This window comes from Roseobacter sp. HKCC-CH-9208 (assembly GCF_037805125.1).
In the GTDB taxonomy this organism is placed as follows: domain Bacteria; phylum Pseudomonadota; class Alphaproteobacteria; order Rhodobacterales; family Rhodobacteraceae; genus M30B80.
In genome coordinates, this window is sequence record NZ_JBBLYK010000001.1 from 814,065 (window position 1) to 832,059 (window position 17,995).

17 protein-coding genes are annotated in these 17,995 nt (G+C 57.5%); 7 read left to right on the forward strand and 10 right to left on the reverse strand.

What is annotated here, in order from left to right; genetic code table 11:
* Positions 1-54: 54 nt before the first annotated feature.
* Positions 55-621 (reverse strand): gamma-glutamylcyclotransferase, encoded by a 567-nt coding sequence (locus AAC621_RS04035; RefSeq protein ID WP_340252463.1) that lies wholly within the window; start codon positions 619-621, stop codon positions 55-57.
* A gap of 59 nt (positions 622-680) precedes the next feature.
* Here AAC621_RS04035 and AAC621_RS04040 point away from each other — a divergent pair, with 59 nt between their 5' ends.
* Positions 681-1,688 (forward strand): DUF2125 domain-containing protein, encoded by a 1,008-nt coding sequence (locus AAC621_RS04040; RefSeq protein WP_340252465.1) that lies wholly within the window; start codon positions 681-683, stop codon positions 1,686-1,688.
* Here AAC621_RS04040 and AAC621_RS04045 read toward each other — a convergent pair.
* The 3 genes from AAC621_RS04045 to AAC621_RS04055 all read right to left on the reverse strand — a co-directional run bounded on the left by AAC621_RS04045 (position 1,685) and on the right by AAC621_RS04055 (position 5,991).
* Complete coding sequence (locus AAC621_RS04045; protein WP_340252467.1) at positions 1,685-2,608, reverse strand: prephenate/arogenate dehydrogenase family protein; 924 nt, start codon at positions 2,606-2,608, stop codon at positions 1,685-1,687. The genes AAC621_RS04040 and AAC621_RS04045 overlap by 4 nt on opposite strands.
* On the reverse strand, positions 2,605-3,699 hold the full coding sequence (gene hisC / locus AAC621_RS04050; RefSeq protein WP_340252469.1) for a histidinol-phosphate transaminase: 1,095 nt from the start codon (positions 3,697-3,699) through the stop codon (positions 2,605-2,607). The genes AAC621_RS04045 and hisC overlap by 4 nt, the downstream gene beginning before the upstream one ends.
* Positions 3,700-3,783: 84 nt before the next feature.
* Positions 3,784-5,991, reverse strand: coding sequence for a primosomal protein N' (locus AAC621_RS04055; protein ID WP_445322484.1), 2,208 nt, complete (start codon positions 5,989-5,991; stop codon positions 3,784-3,786).
* 238 nt (positions 5,992-6,229) lie between these two features.
* Between AAC621_RS04055 and AAC621_RS04060 the strand changes: the two genes are divergently transcribed.
* Together AAC621_RS04060 and AAC621_RS04065 are read left to right on the forward strand one after the other, a co-directional pair.
* On the forward strand, positions 6,230-6,943 hold the full coding sequence (locus tag AAC621_RS04060; protein WP_411567102.1) for a DUF484 family protein: 714 nt from the start codon (positions 6,230-6,232) through the stop codon (positions 6,941-6,943).
* Positions 6,944-6,947: 4 nt separating this feature from the next.
* A complete protein-coding gene (locus AAC621_RS04065; protein WP_340252471.1) occupies positions 6,948-7,874 on the forward strand; it encodes a tyrosine recombinase XerC in 927 nt (308 codons plus the stop codon).
* On the opposite strand, the gene AAC621_RS04070 is transcribed toward AAC621_RS04065, so the two are convergent.
* Both AAC621_RS04070 and AAC621_RS04075 read right to left on the reverse strand, forming a co-directional pair.
* A complete protein-coding gene (locus tag AAC621_RS04070; RefSeq protein WP_340252473.1) occupies positions 7,871-8,671 on the reverse strand; it encodes an inositol monophosphatase family protein in 801 nt (266 codons plus the stop codon). The genes AAC621_RS04065 and AAC621_RS04070 overlap by 4 nt on opposite strands.
* A 114-nt stretch (positions 8,672-8,785) precedes the next feature.
* Positions 8,786-9,697, reverse strand: a complete 912-nt coding sequence (locus AAC621_RS04075) for a LysR family transcriptional regulator (protein ID WP_340256313.1) — start codon at positions 9,695-9,697, stop codon at positions 8,786-8,788.
* Positions 9,698-9,792: 95 nt separating this feature from the next.
* On the opposite strand from AAC621_RS04075, the gene metF reads away from it, so the two are divergent.
* From metF to argF, 3 genes are all read left to right on the forward strand, one after another.
* Positions 9,793-10,659 carry a methylenetetrahydrofolate reductase [NAD(P)H] gene (gene metF / locus AAC621_RS04080; RefSeq protein WP_340252475.1) on the forward strand — a complete coding sequence of 289 codons (867 nt, stop codon included), beginning with the start codon at positions 9,793-9,795 and terminating at the stop codon, positions 10,657-10,659.
* A 269-nt stretch (positions 10,660-10,928) separates the two neighbouring features.
* Entirely contained in the window at positions 10,929-12,107 is a 1,179-nt protein-coding gene (locus AAC621_RS04085; RefSeq protein ID WP_340252477.1) for an aspartate aminotransferase family protein, read from the forward strand.
* Positions 12,108-12,134: 27 nt separating this feature from the next.
* Positions 12,135-13,061 (forward strand): ornithine carbamoyltransferase, encoded by a 927-nt coding sequence (gene argF / locus AAC621_RS04090; RefSeq protein WP_340252479.1) that lies wholly within the window; start codon positions 12,135-12,137, stop codon positions 13,059-13,061.
* On the opposite strand, the gene AAC621_RS04095 is transcribed toward argF, so the two are convergent.
* Positions 13,058-13,855 (reverse strand): ABC transporter permease, encoded by a 798-nt coding sequence (locus AAC621_RS04095; protein ID WP_340252481.1) that lies wholly within the window; start codon positions 13,853-13,855, stop codon positions 13,058-13,060. The two genes, argF and AAC621_RS04095, sit on opposite strands and share 4 nt — an antisense overlap.
* Positions 13,856-14,120: 265 nt before the next feature.
* Between AAC621_RS04095 and AAC621_RS04100 the strand changes: the two genes are divergently transcribed.
* Entirely contained in the window at positions 14,121-14,741 is a 621-nt protein-coding gene (locus tag AAC621_RS04100) for a GcrA family cell cycle regulator (protein WP_340252483.1), read from the forward strand.
* Here the strand turns inward: AAC621_RS04100 and mnmH are convergent.
* Genes mnmH through AAC621_RS04115 form a run of 3 tightly spaced genes read right to left on the reverse strand, consistent with a single transcriptional unit; the run spans position 14,738 to position 17,952 of the window.
* Positions 14,738-15,781 carry a tRNA 2-selenouridine(34) synthase MnmH gene (gene mnmH / locus AAC621_RS04105; protein WP_340252485.1) on the reverse strand — a complete coding sequence of 348 codons (1,044 nt, stop codon included), beginning with the start codon at positions 15,779-15,781 and terminating at the stop codon, positions 14,738-14,740. The genes AAC621_RS04100 and mnmH overlap by 4 nt on opposite strands.
* On the reverse strand, positions 15,778-17,064 hold the full coding sequence (locus tag AAC621_RS04110) for a glycerate kinase type-2 family protein (RefSeq protein WP_340252487.1): 1,287 nt from the start codon (positions 17,062-17,064) through the stop codon (positions 15,778-15,780). The genes mnmH and AAC621_RS04110 overlap by 4 nt, the downstream gene beginning before the upstream one ends.
* A gap of 3 nt (positions 17,065-17,067) precedes the next feature.
* Positions 17,068-17,952, reverse strand: coding sequence for an NAD(P)-dependent oxidoreductase (locus AAC621_RS04115; RefSeq protein WP_340252489.1), 885 nt, complete (start codon positions 17,950-17,952; stop codon positions 17,068-17,070).
* Positions 17,953-17,995 lie beyond the last annotated feature (43 nt).

A 17,995-nucleotide genomic window follows, 5' to 3' on the forward strand; every position in this document is an offset into this window, starting at 1 on the left:
GCTTGGAACCAACCTACCGCCCTTCAATGGCTCTGCCAACAGGGGGACACAAAATCACGATGGTTTTATCGCGGCTTTTATGTCAGCAACGCGTGCTTGTAGCCACAGTAAATCAGTATCAGGAACGCCAATTTGGTGCAAATGCTCGGCTGTGTTGATCAGATATTCATCGTTTGGCCCCCGCCCACCCACAGCGCGCGCGATAATCTGGGCTTGGGTCTCAAGGTCAAGATCGCCGCGATATTGGCAATGGTCAGGGTCAATGACAAAAGTCAGCACATTCTCAAGCGTCCCACCCGCTGACAGATGCACCGTTTGGCGCGTCTCAAGATAGGCAGAGCTGACCAACTCACGCTCGCGCAAATATTCCAAGGTTGCGCTTTCATGACCATCAGTCACGCGAAACGCTACCCCGTCACAATGGGCATTTTCGGCCTGATCCAAGGCCAAAACCAACCCTGGTGCCTCGGGCGTGCCGCGGTGGTGAATAGAGGACATGCAAAACGACCGCCGCCATCCGATAAGCCGCGCATGCGCGGTCTGCGCCACAGGAAAGCCCGGGTTCCAGATTAGGCTGCCATAGCCAAAGACCCAGAGAGGTTCAAACTGTGCCTCAGACATGAGATGCCGCCTCGCTTTGGCGCTTGGCAGTCCTGACGCGCAGCGTTAAGGAATGGCGCATGAAAAAGGTTCTTATCATCATCGCGGCCCTTTGCCTGTTGGCCAGTGGGGTTTGGTTTGGGCTTGCCGCAGCAAGCAATTCGACCCTCGCAGCATGGTTCGAAGCACGCCAAGCCGATGGGTGGCTTGTCTCACATGATCCGATTGAGGTGAAGGGCTTTCCCCTCAGCCTAAATGCCACAATCCCGAATTTGGAACTGGCTGACCCTGAAACAGGGTGGCTTTGGTCAGGCCCAGCAATCTTGATTAATCAGGCCTTGCTGTCTGCAGGGGACATATCCGTTACATGGCCAAGCGCCCATGTTTTTGCCACGCCCGAAGCACGTTTCGATATCGCTTCGGCGCAGTTTCAGTCCAATTTGCAGCTTGAACCAACCCGCAATCTGGCAGTGTCAGGGGCGGCGACCCAGTTGCGCGATCTCACCCTTCAGCGCGCGAATGACGCTGCTTGGCAAGCCAGTTTAGACGCGGCCACGATCACATTCACCCGATTGCAGAATGAGGATCAAACCTATGATCTGAATGCCGCAATCGAGGGGTTATCTCTCCCCCAAGGCCTGCGCGCGCGGCTTGATCCTGCGGGGGTCATGCCTACGATTTTCGAGCAATCCAGCCTTGATGCCACTTTGACCTTTGATCGCCCGTGGGATTTGGACGCGCTTGAACAGGCCCGCCCGCAATTTACGGCCATCCAAATTGACGAAGCCTCTGCCATCTGGGGGGATATGGTTTTGCGCGCTTCGGGCGCGGTCACAGTGGATGCACAAGGCATAGCTGAGGGTGATCTGGCGCTTAGGGCGGAAAACTGGCGCGCGATGTTAGATATGGCCTTGCGCGCTCGGGTCATCTCGCAAGACTTGTATCAAATGCTAGATGGCGGGCTTGGGTTTTTTGCTCAGCTCTCGGGCCAGCCCGAAAACCTTGATATCATCTTACGCTTTAGCGGGGGTGCGGTCTTTGCAGGGCCGATCCCCATTGGCCCCGCACCAAGCTTGATCCTGCGTTAATCTTTCTTGCGCGGGATCCGGCCAAAATCAGGCGCATCTGTATCCTGCCCCGCCTCAATAATGCCGCGCCGAATGGCGCGGGTACGGGTGAAATAGGCGTGCAGATGATCCCCATCGCCCCGCCGAATAGCGCGCTGCAAGGCGAATAATTCTTCGGTAAAGCGCCCCAAAATCTCTAGGGTGGCATCTTTGTTGGACAAGAAAACATCCCGCCACATGGTCGGATCAGAGGCTGCAATGCGGGTGAAATCACGGAAACCCGCCGCAGAATATTTGATCACTTCGCTATCCGTCACGCGGCGCAAATCATCAGCGACACCGACCATCGTGTAGGCGATCAAATGCGGTGTGTGGCTGGTGACGGCAAGAACCAGATCGTGATGATCTGCGTCCATTTCCTCAACCTTGGCACCGCACCCTTCCCACAGGGCGCGCAATCGCGCCACCGCATCAGGGTTGCTGTCTGCCTCTGGGGTGAGGAGGACGTAGCGATTATCAAACAACTCGGCAAAGCCCGAGCGGGGGCCAGAATGTTCGGTGCCTGCAAGCGGGTGCGCTGGGATGAAATCCACCCCTCGTGGCAAATGCGGGGCGACCGCATCGATCACCGCGCGCTTCACCGATCCCACATCGGAGATTGTGGCACCTGTGGCCAAATGCGGGGCCATTTCGCGCGCTACAGCCTCCATCGCGCCAACAGGTACGCAAAGAACCACCAAATCCGCACCCGCAACCGCGCTGGCCAGATCATCCGCGATATGATCACAAAGCCCGATTTCGCGCGCGACATCCCGCGTCTGGGGCGAGCGGGCATAGCCCACCACCTCGCCAGCAAGACCCGCGCGGCGCATCGCAAGCGACATTGAGCCTGCAATCAGCCCCAGACCGATTAGGGCAACACGGGTGTAAAACTGGCTCATTTCGTCCCCCTGAAGGCGCGCATTGCCGCCAGAACATGAACATTATCCTCGGGCTGCCCGATGGTGATCCGCAGCCCATGCGGGATTTTATAAGACTTTGGCGCCCGCACGATAATGCCGCGCGATTTGAAAAACGCATCAGCCGCGTCAGCGGTCGCCTCATCCTCGAAACGGGCCAAGATGAAGTTCGCTTCACTGTCCGACACTTTGATCCCCAAATCACGCAAGCCTCGCGTCAGGGTATCGCGCTCGGCATTGTTGATGCGCACCGAATTTTGGGCAAAGTCTTGATCTGCAATCGCCGCCTCTGCCCCTGCAAGCGCAAGGGTTGAGAGGTTAAAGGGCTGACGCAAACGCGTTAAAATTTCAATCAACCCTTTCGCGCCATAGCCCCATCCCACCCGCAGGCCCCCAAGCCCATAAAGCTTGGAAAAGGTGCGGGTCATCACAACATTGTCGCGCTCTGTTGCGAGGCTTGCGCCGCCATCATACCCATCGACAAACTCTGCATAGGCCGCATCGATGACCATCAAACAATTTGGCGGGATTGTATCGGCCAAACGCGTCAATTCCTCATGGCTGAGAAAGGTGCCAGTTGGGTTTGCAGGGTTAGCAATAAACACCAATCGGGTGCGTGGCGTTATCCCCGCGATCACGGCATCAATATCGACACGAAAATCCGCCTCGGGAACCTCAACGGGTGTGGCGCCAACCATCAGCGCACAGATGCGATACATGGCAAATCCATGCTCGGTGAACAGAACCTCATCCCCCTGCCCCGCAAAAGCGTGGCACAGAAACTGGATCACCTCATCCGAACCAACGCCACAGATGATGCGATCAGGGTCAAGCCCGTGCAGAGCGCCTATAGCGGCCCGCAGCGCCGTGTGGCCCGTGTCAGGGTAGCGGTGCATATCCGCCGCTGCCGCCTCAATCGCCGCGCGGGCCTTGGGGCTTGGCCCGAACGGATTTTCGTTTGACGACAGTTTGATCGGGTTTTGATGCCCCTGAAGCGCACTCAATCCGCCCTGATAAAGGGCAATCTGCATGATACCTGCCTTGGGGTCAGGATATGTGCCGCGCGCGCTCATGGATGCGATCCTTCTTGTCAAATCACCCTCGCCTTCTAACGGGGCTTGCGCGCCAAGGGAAGTTCCCGCGCAAAAATTGCCAGATCAATAGAAACTTTGCGGATCAATATCGACCGAGAGACGCAGCTTGTTGGAATATTTCAATCCGTTCAGCCAGTGCGCAAGCGCCGCTTGAATGGGCGCGCCTTTTGGGGCCTTGACCAAAAGGCGCACACGATGCCGCCCCCGCACCCGTGCGACAGGCGCAGGGGCAGGGCCAAAAACCTGCGCCTGAATCTGGCGCAGCGCACCATCATGGCGGGCCAGATGATTGCCCAGATCAAAACATTCGGCCAAATCTGGGCTTGAGATCACGATCCCCGCGAGCCTGCCATAGGGTGGCATCGCGGCCGCTTCGCGCATCGCAGCCTCGGCACGCCAGAACCCCTCATCATCATTGGCAAGAATGGCGGTGATCACGGGGTGCTCGGGCTGATAGGTCTGCATCATGGCGACCCCTGCTTTTTCAGCGCGCCCTGCGCGGCCCGCAACTTGGCGCATCAGCTGAAAACTGCGCTCAGCCGCGCGCAGGTCAGAGCCGTGCAACCCAAGATCAGCATCCACCACCCCAACCAAGGTGAGGTTCGGGAAATTATGCCCCTTGGCCACCAATTGCGTGCCGATGATAATATCGCATCCGCCTTCTGCAATCTCGGCAATCTGCGCTTTCAGCGCTCGGGCGGAGCCAAACAAATCCGATGATAAAATCGCCACGCGCGCCTGTGGAAACAGGACTTGCGCCTCTTCGGCAATGCGTTCAACCCCAGGCCCTAAGGCCGTCAACTTCCCCTCAACGCCACAGGCGGGGCAGGTTTCGGGAATATCTTTCGTCTCTCCGCATTGATGGCAAATCAGCCGCTTTTGAAAGCGGTGTTCAACCATGCGGGCATCACAATGATCACAGGCGATTTGCACACCGCAAGCACGGCATAGGGTGATCGGCGCAAACCCACGGCGATTAAGGAACATCAGGCTTTGCTCACCTGCTGAAATACGCGCCGCCACCTCATGCGCCAAGCTTGGTGAAATCCATTGCCCCGAGGGCACATCTTCAAGGCGCATATCAATCGCGCTCATCTGTGGCAATTCTGACGCGCCAAACCGCGCGGGCAGATCAAAGCGTTCATATTTACCCACCTCCGCATTCGCCCATGTCTCAAGCGAAGGGGTCGCAGATGCCAAGATCACCTGCGCGCCTGCAACGGAGCCGCGCAGAACAGCCATATCGCGGGCATTATAGAACACGCCGTCTTCCTGCTTGTAGGAGGCATCATGTTCTTCATCAACCACGATCAAACCCAAATCGCGGAACGGCAAGAACAGGCTAGAGCGCGCGCCCACCACCAATTGCGCCCCCCCTTCGCCAACCATTTTCCAGACGCGCCGCCGTTCGGCCATGGTAATCCCTGAATGCCATTCGGCAGGGCGCGCACCAAACCGCGCTTCAACCCGCGTCAGGAATTCGGCAGAAAGGGCAATCTCAGGCAAAAGGACAAGCGCCTGTTGACCTTTCGCCAAAGCCTCCGCAACCGCCTCAAGATAGACTTCAGTTTTGCCTGACCCCGTGACCCCCTTGAGTAAACTGGCCCCAAAGCCGCCTGCCGCAATTTTGTGGCGCAAGCGGCGCGAGATATCCGCCTGATCAGGGCTAAGGTTCTTGCCTTCAAGGTGATGATCCAAAGCGGGGAAAGGCGCATCGCGGGGAGCCTCGACTTGCGCCAATGCGCCTTGTTCGACCAATCCTTTGATGACCGCGCTGCTGACCCCTGCCGCCTGCGCCAATTCGGTTTGCGACAGCGCGGCGCCGCCATATTCGTCAATCACATCCATGACACGGGCTCGCGCATCCGTCATCCGTGCCGGCGTGGTCGCCCCCCGCGTATAGAGCCTGCGCGCTTGAGGCGAAGCCCCCAATGCAGGCGCACGCGTGGCCAAACGCAGCATCGCTGACAAGGGCGTAAAGGTGTATTGCGCAGCGCGCTCTAGAAATTGGCGCATTTCAGGGCGCATTGGCGCCACATCAACCACATTCGCGATTTTACGAATTTTTGTAGGGTCATAGCCCCCCTGCCCCCGCCCCCAAACCACGCCAATCACGCGGCGCGGGCCAAGCGGCACTTCGACAAAGGCACCGATCTCACAGCCCCCCTCTGGCGCGCGATAATCCAGCACGCGATCCAGCGGTTCAGCGGTCAGCACACCAACAAGCGTCTCTTCAGTGAAAAAATCAGCTTCCATCGCGTTGGCGTTCATTCTCTTTTGCATTCAAGGTCAAGCGGGATATATGCAAAGAACCACGCAAGCGCCGCGATGAAAAGCACCAAAACCAAGACCCCACCGCCCCATAATTTGCAGAAGCGAAAAAACAGGGCAGAAATCGGAAAAGCTTTGGTGTAAGGTGACGGCGTAGCGAGTAAGCAAAACGGCACCAGACCGTGGCACAAATGAGATGCCCCCCAAAAGGCGGGGCGCGCAGAATGAGGCAAGGACAGTGACACAGAAAGCAGAAATGCTCGGCGATTGGCGTGAGCGCGTTCTCAAAGACCCTGAATTAATCCTAGAGGATCGCGACCTAATGCGCGTTCTGATCTCGGCCAATGATCGGCTGATGGGCGGTAATGTGGTCGATATGCGCGGCATTGCAATGGAGCGATTGGAAAGCCGCCTTGAACGCCTAGAGGACACGCATCGCTCTGTGATCGCGGCGGCCTATGAAAATCTGACGGGCACTAATCAAATTCACCGCGCCGTGTTGCGTGTGTTAGAGGCCGAGAATTTCGAAGATTTTTTGAAAATTACAGCCGCAGACCTGCCTGAAATCCTGCGCGTTGATCGCGCAAAATTGGTTCTCGAAAGCCATGAGGCCGAAGAACGTGACCCCGATGACCTGAGCGGTCTTGATGAGGTTCTCTCCATCGTGCCTGCAGGTTTTGTTGATGCCTATCTCACAGGCGGGCGCGATGTGCCCTCGCGTCAGGTTACATTGCGCGGCGCAAGCCCCCATGCCGAACAGGTTTTTGGCACGGCCGCAGAATGGATCAAATCCGAAGGTCTTGTGCGTCTGGATATGGGGCCAGATCGGCTGCCTGGGATGTTGGCTTTTGCCGCAGAAGACCCGCATCAATTCCGCCCGAGCCAAGGGACTGACCTCTTGGCGTTTTTTGCAGGCGTCTATGAGCGCGTGATGCATACCTATTTGGGCTAAACCCATGCTGATTGCCCCCGCCACCCGTGATCTTTTCGAGCGATGGATCACCCATTTGCGCGGGGTGGAGGGGCGTGCGGAGGCAACGATCGAGGCCTATGGGCGGGATTTGCGTGATTTTCTTGAATTTCACGCCCGCCATGACCCAGATAACCGCGGCCCAAACGCCCTAAAATCTGTCAGCTTGCGCGATATGCGGGCCTATATGGCCGCGATGCGCGCGCGCGGTGTATCAGCCCGATCTTTGGCGCGCGCCTTGTCATCGGTGCGTAGTTTTTACAATTGGTGGTCAGACCACGATGGCTTTGATGCAAGCGTGGTGCTCTCTATGCGCGCGCCCCGCTATCAACGCAGCCTACCGCGCCCTCTGAGCGAAGGGGATGCACGCCACCTGCTTGACCAAGTTGCCAGCGAAGATCACCGCCCATGGGTGCAGGCTCGAGATTTGGCGATTGTCACGCTGCTTTATGGATGCGGTTTACGCCGTGGTGAGGCTTTGGCCCTCACAGGGGCGACCCTCCCCTTAGGCGATGTCTTGCGGGTGCGCGGCAAGGGCAATAAGGAACGCGAATTGCCCGTCTTGCCCGCTGCACGCAAAGCATTGGCGCGCTATGCCGACCTGTGCCCTTATGAATTGACAGCCGATGCGCCGCTTTTTCGCGGCATTCGCGGCGGCGCGCTGAACCCGCGCATCATTGCACTGATTGTTGAGAAAGCGCGGATGCAGCTTGGCCTGCCCCCAAGCGCGACACCGCACGCGCTGCGGCACAGCTTTGCAACCCATCTGCTAAATGCAGGGGGCGATTTGCGCGCCATTCAAGAATTGCTTGGCCATGCAAGCCTATCGACAACCCAAGCCTATACCGCGATTGACACCAAAAGATTGGTTGAGATTTACGAAACCGCCCATCCCAAAGCGCGCGCGGTTTAACTGTCCTCGCGGCTGCGGATGATTTTCGCAAAAGCCTCAAAAATCGGCTCAGCGGCGGCAATCAGGTGGCCATCCACCATCATATCCTGCCCTTCGCGGATCGGCTCAACAAAGCCGCCCGCTTCGCGCACGATCAACAGACCTGCGGCAAAATCCCATGGCTTAAGGTGGTAATCCCAAAAGCCCTCATAGCGCCCCGCCGCCACATAGGCGAGATCAAGCGAGCCTGCACCCAAGCGGCGAACCCCTGCGCAAACGGGCAAAAGCTGACCCATATCGCGCAAGACAGCGGGCAGATATTTCTGCGTGCCAAATGGAACGCCCATTGCAAAGATTGATTCAATCAAGCGATTGCGGGCGGAGACGCGCAAGCGTTGACTGTCATTAAGCCACGCGCCCGCACCTTTTTCGGCAAAAAACAATTCATCGCGGCTTGGATCATATACCACCGCAGAGACGACCTCGCCCTTATACTCAAGCGCGATGGACACGGCCCAATGGGGCAGACCATGCAAATAGTTTGTCGTGCCATCAAGCGGGTCAACAATCCAACGGCGGGTTGGGTCAGTGCCTGCAATCTCGCCACCTTCTTCGCCCAAAAAGCCATAATTGGGGCGTGCGCCCATCAATTCTTCGCGCAGAATTTCCTCCGCGGCCCGATCCGCACGGCTTACGAAATCGCCCGGCCCTTTTGAAGAAACTTGAAGGTTCTCAACCTCACGGAAATCTTTCAACAAGCTGCGCCCCGCTTTACGGGCAGCTTTGATCATGACGTTGAGATTTGCAGAACCTTGCATCGCGGTATTCCTTTCGGGGGGCGTTTCGCCCAAGCAATAGGCGCGCCCTATAGCCCGCGCGGGGCCAAGTGCCAAGGGTGCAGGGGCGCGAATTCTTCAAAATCTGCGCGCGCCCTAACCACGGCGCTGTAATTTTGGTGGCTCAGTGCGCGCAAGGCGCAGCACATTGGCCATAAAGGGCTTGGCCGTATCTTCGGCACGCGTAGCCCCATAGAGACGTTTGGTCACCCCGCCTTGTGTCAGGCGTTTCGAGACAATGGAGGCGTTTTGCAACGCCTGCCCCCGCACAACCCAATCGGGCAAAACCGCCACCCCGCGCATGGAGGCCACCAAAAGAACGATCACGGCAGAGAGCTCGACCCGCCGAATTGCTTTTGGCTCAATCCCTGCGGGCATCAAAACTTCGGTAAATACATCCAACCGCGCGCGATCTACGGGGTATGTGATCAAGGTTTCCTGCGCGAAATCCTCGGCGCTGATGAAATCCTTTTGTGCAAGCGGATGATCCTTAGAGCAGATGAAAACAGGCTCATAATCAAAGAGCGGGGTAAAATCGACCCCATCCAAATCTTCTGGATCAGAGGAGACAACCAAATCCACCTCCTCGCGCAGAAGGGCAGGCAGGGCCTCGAATTGCAAACCGGGGCGAATATCGACATCAACCTCTGGCCATGCGGTGCGGAAAGCCTCAAGCACGGGCAAAAGCCAGTCAAAACAAGCGTGGCATTCAATCGCGATGTGCAACCGCCCCGCTTTGCCAGACCGAAGGCCTGAAAACTCATCTTCCAAGGCCTCGATGCGTGGCAAAACTTCTTCAGCCAAACGCAATAGCTTCATCCCCGCCGCAGAAAGCCGCATGGGTTTGGAGCGGCGCACAAACAGTTCCAACCCCGCTTGATCCTCAAGCCCCTTGATCTGATGGCTCAAGGCACTTTGCGTGATGTGCAACTGATCCGCCGCTTTGGCGAGGCCACCGCATTCATGGATCGCTTTGATCGTGCGCAGGTGACGGAACTCGATATGCATATCAACCTCATGTTGATGATGAATTTTATGAATTTGCTTCACTGAACATCTCTATGCGACAAGATCTCAAGCAATTCAAGGATTTCAGAATCACCATGTCCACACCGCGCATTTCATTCGAATTCTTCCCACCTCAGTCGATTGAGGCCTGCTTCCGCCTGTGGGACACATTGGGCAAGTTGGCCCCGCTCTCGCCCGAGTTTGTCTCTGTGACCTATGGCGCAGGCGGCACAACGCGGGATTTGACCCATGATGCTGTGAAAACAATCCACGCAAATTATGGCGTTGCGGTTGCGGCGCATCTGACTTGTGTGAACGCAACCCGCGAAGAAACTTTGGCCATTGCGGACAGCTATGCTGAGGCGGGCGTGACCGAGATCGTGGCATTGCGCGGCGACCCGCCGAAAGGTGCGGGCAAATTCACCCCCCATCCAGAGGGATTTGCAAGTTCGGTCGAATTGGTTGAGGCCTTGGCCAAAACGGGCAAATTCCACCTACGTGTGGGCGCTTATCCTGACCCACATCCAGAGGCAGAAAACCTAGATGCCTGTGTCGAGTTCCTGAAGCGCAAGGTTGATGCGGGTGCAAATTCCGCAATCACACAGTTTTTCTTTGAAGCTGATACGTTTTTCCGCTTTCGCGATGCTTGTGCGGATGCGGGTATCACTGCACCGATTATTCCTGGAATTTTGCCCGTCAACAATTGGACACGCGTGCGCCGATTTGCATCGGCCTGCGGCGCGCATATCCCCGCTTGGGTGGATGAGGCCTATGAAAAGGCCATCCGCGATGACCGCGAAACGCTGCTGTCGACCGCCCTGTGCACCGAACTTTGCACCGATTTGATCGAAGGCGGCGTTGAGGATTTGCATTTTTACACCCTCAACACGCCTGAATTGACGCGCGATATTTGCGCTGCCCTTGGCGTGACCCCGAAACAAGCCTTGGCACAAGTTGCATAAAGCATAAAAACGGCGCCCTCAGATGGGCGCCCTTTTTTCTCTGGCCTGTTGGCAGAAAACACTTTATGCCGCAGCCCATGACAACAAAACCGCATCCTATCGCTCAAAAGCGCCGCCGACGCTAAGGCCTTGGCCCTCCCCGCCGCTTCTTGTGTGCGATTTGGTGCATTTTTTGTCCCGCTGCCCTTGCGCAGCAGCTTTTTCCTCTGTTCAATCCCGACTTTCACAAAACCGCTGATGACGCGGTCAACCACAAGGATTTCCGAGCGATGACTTCCTCGATTCTTCCAACCTATAACCGCACCCCGCTTTCCTTCGTGAAGGGTGAAGGCGCTTGGCTGGTCGAGGCAGATGGTCGCCGATTTTTGGACATGACGGCGGGCATTGCGGTCAACGCGCTCGGTCATGCCCATCCCAAACTGGTGCAGTCGCTCAATGATCAAGCACAAAAACTGTGGCACGTCTCCAATCTCTACACGATCCCTGAACAGGAGCGCCTTGGTGATCTATTGACCGAACATTCATTCGCAGATCGGGTCTTTTTCACCAATTCAGGCACCGAGAGTGCCGAGTTGGCGATCAAGATGGCACGCAAATATCATGCTGAAAAAGGCGCGGCGCATCGTGTCGAGATTGTCGCCTTTGAGGGCGCGTTTCACGGCCGCTCAACGGGTGCAATTGCAGCGGCAGGGTCTGAGAAGATGATCAAGGGCTTTGGCCCGTTAATGCCAAATTTCACGCATTTGAAATGGGGCGACCACGCCGCGCTTGAAGCGGCCATCACAGATCAAACCTGCGCCGTCATCATCGAGCCCATCCAAGGCGAAGGCGGGATTCGTCCCGTGCCTGAGCAATGCCTAAAAGGTCTGCGTGATCTGTGCGACAAGACAGGCACGGTGCTGATCTTTGATGAGGTGCAATGTGGCATGGGCCGCACGGGGCGGCTGTTCGCCCATGAATGGGCAGGCGTAACCCCTGACATCATGATGGTCGCCAAGGGCATTGGTGGCGGCTTTCCACTGGGTGCGGTTCTCGCCACCGAAGACGCGGGCAGCGGCATGGTTGCAGGCAGCCACGGGTCAACCTATGGCGGCAATCCTTTGGCCTGTGCGGTTGGCACCGCCGTTATGGAGGCCATGCTAGAAGATGGATTTTTTGATCACGTCTCGCGGGTCAGCGGTGTGTTGCGTCAGGGCTTGGAGGGTTTGATCGCACAATTCCCCAACCATCTCGAGGAGGTGCGCGGCAAGGGTCTGATGCTCGGTCTGAAGTGCAAAATCAGCAACCTTGATCTTGTGCGCGCCGCGATAACGCAATTGATGCTCAGCGTGCCTGCCGCAGATAATGTGGTGCGCCTCCTGCCTCCCCTCACCTTGACCGCAAACGAAGCGCAAGAGGCAGTGTCGCGCCTGTCACATGCGCTTGAATCCCTTGACGCAGGCGCGTGATCGCTGCCGCGAATGAAAGAAAAAACAATGAACCATTTTCTCGATATCCATAAAACAACGCCAAGCGATTTACGGGCTATGATTGATCAGGCGGCCGCGATGAAACAAGCACGGGCAGGCCGGTCCAAAGGGGCAGCCGATGACGCGCAGCCGCTTGCGGGGCATATGGTGGCGCTGATCTTTGAAAAACCCTCGACCCGCACCCGCGTTTCTTTCGATGTGGGCGTGCGCCAGATGGGCGGCCAATCCATGGTGCTTTCTGGCAGCGAAATGCAGCTTGGCCATGGCGAAACCATCGCAGATACGGCGCGGGTGTTGTCTCGCTATGTTGATCTGATCATGATCCGCACCTTCGAGGAGGATGTGCTGTTGGAATTGGCAGAGAATGCCGCCGTGCCTGTCATCAACGGGCTGACCAACCGCACCCACCCTTGCCAGATCATGGCCGATATCCTGACCTATGAGGAACATCGCGGGCCGATTGCAGGCAAAAAAGTGGTCTGGTCGGGAGACGGAAACAATGTCTGCGCCTCAATGATCCATGCCGCAGGGCAGTTTGGGTTTGACCTGACTTTTACGGGCCCCGAAACCCTTGATCCTGAGCGCGTCTTCATCGAAGAAGCCCAAGCCAAAGGCTCGAAAATCGAAATTGTGCGCGATCCTGCGCGTGCCGTGGAGGGGGCAGATTTGGTTGTGACAGATACATGGGTGTCGATGCATGACAGCCAAACCACCAAGGAACGCCGCCACAACCAATTGCGCCCCTATCAGATCAATGCCGCGCTGATGGCACAGGCCAAGGAAGATGCATTATTCATGCATTGCCTGCCCGCGCATCGCGGCGAAGAGGTCACCAATGAGGTGATGGATGGCCCACAATCCGTGATCTTTGACGAGGCCGAAAACCGCCTGCACGCCCAAAAAGCCGTGATGCGGTGGTGTCTTGGTCTTTAACTCTTGAGGCGATAGCCTGAACGGAACATCGCCCAAGCCGCAAAGGCAATGGCAACCGTGGCGCCACCTGCGACAGCGAGCCCCAAAACGGGGCTGCTGTCCGACACACCCAAGACTGAATAGCGCAAACCATCAATCAGATAGAAAACTGGGTTAACGTGGCTCACCACATAAAGCCAATTGGGCAGGCCCTCGATCGAATAGAATGTGCCTGAAAGAAAGCTCAGCGGGGTCACAATGAAATTTGTGATCGCGGCAATCTGGTCGAATTTCTGCGCGATGATCCCCGCGACAACGCCGACAAGACCCAAAAACCCCGCGCCAAGGATCACAAAGACAAGCGCCCAAAGGGGATGCGCAACCCCAAGCCCGATGAAGGGAAAAATCACCGCCATCGTGCAAAGCGCCACCAAAATCCCGCGCGCGATACCGCCCGCCATATACCCCACAACCAATTCAAGCGGGCTCAAGGGCGGCATCAATGTATCAACGATATTGCCCTGCACCTTTGAAATCACGAGGGAGGAGGACGTGTTGGCAAAGGCGTTTTGGATGACTGTCATCATCAATATCCCCGGCGCAATGAAATGCACAAACGGCACCCCCATCACATCCCCGCGTTTTGCACCAATGGCGAGCGAGAAAATCGCAATGAACAAGGCGGCAGTCACCAAAGGCGCGAGAATTGTTTGGCTCCACACAGTGGCAAAGCGCATCACCTCGCGCCAGATCAAGGTATAAAGACCCAACCAATTCATCCGACCAAATCGGCGCGCGCCCATTTCTGCTGACATTGCCTGCTCTCCGCCCTTTATCGATGCCCCAACAGGTAGAGCAGCCCCTGCCGCATCTCAACCCCCCATGCTTTGACAAGGTCGCCGCCGCCTTGACCCTTTCGCCACCGCTTCGCCTCTTGTCTTGGCGAGTGGGACAGTTAGAATAGGGCTTCACTTTCGGGTGTAAAACGCCCATATCCCTATCTTTATGACTGGCGCGATTGCGCTGTGTAAGGATGGGCCGCAAGGGCCACAAAGCCATATCTGATGCAGGAGGGACGTGATGTCCTGGACCGATGAGCGCGTAGAGCTACTCAAGAAAATGTGGGCCGAAGGGCAATCCGCAAGCCAAATCGCCAAAGAGTTGGGCGGGGTGACGCGCAACGCCGTCATCGGCAAAGTGCATCGCTTGGGTTTGTCGAACCGCTCGACCACCACCCCTGCAAGCACGGCCAAAGCGCCCAAAGAGACGAAGGCCCCTGCCGAGCCAAACGCCGCAACGGCGCGCGCCAATGCAAAGCGCGACACAGCCGCTGAGACGAAACCAAGCCCCAAGCCGCGCCCCGCAGCAGAAGCCCCTGCCACAGCCCCTGTGCCACGCGCGAATAATGTCACGCCTTTGCGCAAACCGATTGTTCCCGCAGGTCAACCATTGCCGCCGCAGCCTTCGGCAAATGAAATCAGCCCCGAGGCCTTGGCCAAGGTGAAAGAAGTGGAAAACCACGCCAAGCGGATCAGCCTGATGGAATTGACCGAGCGCACCTGCAAATGGCCCATTGGCGACCCCGCCACAGAGAATTTTTATTTCTGCGGCCTGCCTGTGCAACAGGGTAAACCCTATTGCGAGGCCCATGTTGGCGTTGCCTTCCAACCCATGAGCACCAGACGCGACCGCCGCCGTTAAAGCGCGGCTGCGATCTCATCCACGATTTGGGCTATCTCTGCGGGGCCAAGGCTGCCTTTTGTGATGCGCATCATCTGCGACCCCTCTGCCTCTGTGCTGCGCAAGCGCGCATAGGCAGGGTCATAATGATGCTTGATCAACTCAAGCGCCAAATCAGGCCACGCCCCTTGGCGGATCATATCTTGCCACTGATCAAGGCGTTCGTTGCTTTGCAGCCCGCGCAAATGCTCAAGTCGCGCGGCAAATTCCGCCTGATCTGCGGTTAAATCTGCATAGGCTTTGGTCAGATAGGTGGCGCGGGCAGCAGGGCTGATATCTAGCATGATACGCGGGCTGTCGCGCATCGCGACCCACAACATGGGCGGTATGCGCAACATGCCGATGCGCGCAGACTCTGCCTCAACTAGAACGGGGCGGGACGGGTCAAAGCGACCCAGTTTTGCGGCAATCGCAGATTCATATGCTTTTTGACTCGGCTGCACCCCTGCCATTTGACCCAAGCTCGAACCGCGGTGGCGCGCAATGCCTTCAAGATCCAACACCTGCACCTCGCGCGCATCAAGGCGGTTCAAGATTTCCGTCTTGGCGCTGCCCGTATTGCCATCAAGGCGAATGATCCGCAGCCCCAAAGGCTGTTCGTAAAGCCGTGCCACGATCAATCTGCGATAGGCGCGATAGCCGCCCTCAACCACTTCTGCCCGCCATCCGATTTGGCGCAATATGGTTGCGAAAGAATTGGATCTCTGCCCCCCACGCCAACAATAAACCAAGGGACGCCATGCGCCGTCATGATGGGACAGTTGGGTTTCAATATGATGCGCCGCGTTCCGCGCAACTAAGGCCGCCCCGATCTTGCGCGCGGCAAAGGGGCTGTCTTGTTTGTAAACCGTGCCAACCCGCGCGCGCTCCTCATCGGACAGCACGGGGCAACTGATGGCATTGGGGATGTGATCTTCTGCAAATTCAGACGGGCTGCGCACATCTAAAATCGCGTCAAAGTCGGAAAGGGCCGTAAAATTCAGGCCATCAAGGGCAATCATAGCGCAGCATCCGCAGGGATCAGGATGGCCCGAAAATCATTCACGTTGGTATGGGTTGGGCCAGTGGTTACAACACCATCTGCTATCTCAAAAAACTGCAATGCATCATGGGCCGCAAGAAAGGCGCGTTTGTCGAGATCTGAGCCTTGGCGGGCCACGCGCGGCGACCAGATCGAACCCGCATTGGTGCCTGCCCCATCTATCCCATCCGTATCACAGGCCAAAGCATAAGCCCCTTCGGGGGCATAGGTGGCAAAAGACAAAAGAAACTCGGAATTGCGGCCACCCCGCCCGGGCTTGGTCTGCCCAATGGTGACAGTGGTTTCCCCGCCCGACAATAGCAACACAGGCGCCGAAAATGGTACGCCGTGACGCAAGATGGATTGCGTGATCCCTGCCATTGCTTGACCCAAATCGCGCGCTTCCCCCTCCAAAGCGTCACCCAAGATCACCACGCTCAGATCAGGCCAAAGCGCCTTCGCACGGGCCTGCGCGGCGCGTAACGCCGCCATGGGCGTTGCGATCATATGGGTCTGTGCGGCCCCGAATACAGGGTGATCCGCGGACGGCGTGCCCTGCCCTGACGCAAGGCGCGCCGATACGCTTGGCGGCAGATCAAGGGCGTAACGCCCCACAATGGCGCGCGCCTCATCTATGGTTGACGGGTCGGGGACAGTCGGCCCCGATGCAATAATCGCGGGGTCATCGCCTGGCACATCCGAGATCAAGAGGGTCACCACCTGCGCGGGATGGGCCGCCACAGCCAGATGGCCGCCTTTGATCGCAGAGAGGTGCTTTCGCAAAATATTCATTTGCGAAATGGACGCGCCCGAGCGCAAAAGCGCGCGATGCACCGCTTGCTTATCAGCGAGACGAACCCCTTGGGCAGGGGCGGCCAACAGCGCCGATCCCCCACCAGAGATAAGAAACAGCGCAAGATCATCCGCGCCTAAGCCTTGCGCCAGTTCAAGCAGACGCACCGCCGTGGCTTCACTGGCCGCGTCAGGCACGGGGTGGGCGGTTTCCACCACCTCGATCCCCTGCAAAGGCAGGCTTGCGCCATGTGGCACGGCAATAAGCCCCTCGCATGGCCCCCATGCGGCCTCAACCGCCTGCGCCATCCGCGCTGTGGCCTTACCCGCCCCCATAATCACCACGCGTCCCTTTGGGCGTTGAGGCAAATAAGGGGCAAGGATTGCACGCGGATCAACGGCGGCAATTGCCGCGTCAAAGATATCCCGCAAAAACCCCTCAAGATCTGTGGGGGCCGCCGACTGTTCCATGCGTTAGATATCCATATCATGCAATTTTCGGAAGCGTTGGATCAGGCTAGACGTATCCCAACGTCCCCCCCCCAAAGCTTGCACATCGCCATAATATTGATCCACCATGGCGGTCACAGGCAGTGAAATGCCCAATTCCTTGGCCTGCCCCAAGGCAATGGCGAGGTCTTTGCGCATCCAATCCACCGCAAAGCCGTGATTGAACTTATTGTCCACCATTGTCTCGGCGCGATTGGCCAATTGCCATGACCCGCCCGCCCCTTGCGACACAAGGGCGGCCACTTTTTTCGCATCAAGACCTGCCTGCATCGCGAAGAACAGCCCTTCAGAAACGGCTTGAATGGCGCCTGCGATACAGACTTGATTGATCATTTTGGTGATTTGGCCATTGCCCAATTCCCCGAAATGGACTGTCGCCTTGGAATAGGCGGCAACGATGCTCTCTGCACGGGCGAAATCGGCATCCGCACCACCGCACATGATGGCAAGTTGTCCATTTTCTGCGCCTGCCTGCCCCCCTGAGACGGGGGCATCAACCCAACCCACACCAGATGCGGCTGCGGTTGCGCCAAGCTCACGCGTGACAATCGCGGAAACTGTCGTGTGATCCACGTAAAGCGCGCCCTTGGCCATACCTGCCAAAGCGCCCTTATCCCCAAGCACAACGGCCCGCAAATCATCGTCATTGCCCACGCAAGACAAAACCACATCCGCGCCCTCGGCGGCAGCGCGCGGGGTGGTGGCGAAGCCGCCCCCATACTCCGCCGCCCATTTCTCTGCCTTGGCGGTGGTGCGGTTATAGACTGTCACCTCGTGACCCGCTTTTTGCAGATGGCCCGCCATCGGATAGCCCATCACGCCCAAGCCCAAAAATGCAAGTTTTGCCATTGCTGTCTCTCTCCCTGCCGAAGTTTTTCAGATTTCTGCTATC